Origin of the sequence: Streptosporangium sp. NPDC005286 (genome assembly GCF_040607515.1) — a bacterium.
In the GTDB taxonomy this organism is placed as follows: Bacteria; Actinomycetota; Actinomycetes; order Streptosporangiales; family Streptosporangiaceae; genus Streptosporangium.
The window spans coordinates 1-2,050 of the sequence record NZ_JBEXGU010000383.1 but is presented as its reverse complement, the minus strand read 5'-3'; the positions used below and the strand labels follow the sequence as shown (position 1 = coordinate 2,050).

The 2,050-nt window shown below is 66.0% G+C and carries 1 protein-coding gene; it reads right to left on the bottom strand.

What is annotated here, in order from left to right:
- Positions 1-264: 264 nt before the first annotated feature.
- Positions 265-1,854 (bottom strand): hypothetical protein, encoded by a 1,590-nt coding sequence (locus ABZU75_RS46255; protein WP_355569913.1) that lies wholly within the window; start codon positions 1,852-1,854, stop codon positions 265-267.
- Positions 1,855-2,050: the final 196 nt, after the last annotated feature.

The window sequence follows — 2,050 nt, the reverse complement described above, 5'->3', positions numbered from 1 at the left end:
GCCCGAGTGGAGGGCCTAGTGGCGCGCTCCTGCTCTCGGAAGTGCCGGGCTGGGGTTTCGCCTCTCAGTCGTGCGTGTTCTCGGAGGTCGTGGCCATCTCCGCTTCCAAAACACGATCTTTTCGGAAGTCCGGTGACCTGCGCAGGTCGGCTCGCTTTGGGGTTAGGGACACGTTCGGGAGGAGGACGCCGTGAACCGCTGGCATCCGCGTCCAAGTGATTCACAAGATCAAAAAGGGCTGCCCGGGGGCAGCCCTTCCCTTGGCTAGTTGGGACTGCGCTCCCGCGCGGGCCAGGTGCGGGCCCAGGCGTCCTGGTTCTCCTTCCAGGTTCTGTCCCTGACGGCGCCGGTCACGCAGACCGTGTCGCCGAGGAAGGCCTCCCGCCAGACGTATCCGCTGATGCAGGTCTGTGGCCCCGAGGGGCCGTTCGTCCAGCGCGAGGCCCTGGAGGCGTTGTCGGCCCGGGTCTGGTCGTAGACCGCCGGGAGTACGCAGACCTGGTCGTTCTCGTCGGCGCCGCGCCAGACGGATCCGGGCCTACAGGTGTTCGGGCCGAAGAATTGCTTGGTCGGGTTGATCCGGCTGGCCGGGTCGACGTTCTCGGTCGCGACCATCGTGGCGGAGCCGGGCGACACACACAGGTTGTCCGCGGGCGTGGCCTTGCGGACGAACGTGAAGAGGGGGCAGCGGCCGTTCGCGTCGGCTCGGCGGCCGGTGCGGTTGTCTGCGGCGACCTGGTCCCGGCTCGCCGGGGTGACGCACACATTGTCGCCCGGCACGGCGTTGCGGTACACGAGGCCGGACAGACACGTATTGGCCATGTTGCTGGTGACCGTCACGGTGGCGTAACTGGCCGTCACCTCGTCGATTCTGATAGTGACGCCGTTGGCGCTGACCTGCTGAACGGGATCCCGGGTCGGTTTGCTCAGGTCCCGCAGCAGGTAGGGCACGCCCTTCCTGAGTTCGTGGATGAGGGCGATGTCGTTCGGAATGCCCGAGCTCACGCCGGTCTTCTTCCGGAACTCCACCGTGAAGTAACGGGTCAGGTCATTGGCGTCGAAGGGGACCCGGAGCAGCAGCAGGCCCGGCAGGTCCTGCCGCTCCAGCGGAGCCAGCTGAACGGTCATGCTCGTCCTGCCGTCCTGCCCGGCGGTGACCACTCGATTGGACGGCAGCCAGCCCACCTCGTCCAGGAGAGGGCCGTTGGAGCCGACCACGCCCTTCCCGAACCTGTCGGTCGGCTGGCCGAAGTGTCCTGAGGCGCTCATGATGTCCCAAGCGTCGTCATACTCACCTGGCTGGTACCCGGGAAGGTTCTGGGTGCTGTTGGAGAACGAGTGGCCGACGCCGTAGGTGTGCAGCATCTCGTGGACGGCAACCCCGGACTGCCAGCCGTCCACGTCGAGCACGATCCGGGTGCGGTCCGCGCCGGCGGTGTCGACGCCCTGGTCATTGAGCAGGACCGCGATGCGGTGGTGAGCCGGCGGGATGTATCCAGCGACTATCGCGGTGAAAAGGCACTGGTCGATCCGCTCTCTGCGGCTCGCGTCCTTGGACTGCTGCCAGGTGTAGGGCATCGTGTACCAGCCCTTGACGACCGAATCGGTTGCGAGGGCCCGCCCGCGCGACTGCTGCTCGAAGAAGTCGTGGGCGCCCTTCTGCCCCTTGCCGTCGGGGAGCAGGAAATCTTTGAAGAACTGCGGCGGCTGAGGTTCCTGTGGGCGGTCGGAGAACTTGCACAGCAGGATCGACCAGGACAGGGCACCCTGGATCGGGACGGCGTTGGCGGCCTGCACGGGTAACAGCAGGGCGGTGAACAGTGCCGCCAAGGCGGCGATCAAGAATCTTTGCACGGGCCATTTGTGTCATCACGGACTAGTACGCGACTTGTGACTCAGTCGAGAGACGACCCTCCATCTGATCGACAAGCCGTTCCGGCGTTCTCCTCCCGAACGTGCCCCCACCCCCAAAGCGGGGTGTCGGTAAGGCTTGCGCCACCAGGTACACGTGATCGTATTGAGCCTGTTCGTCAGGGCCCTCCACTCGGGT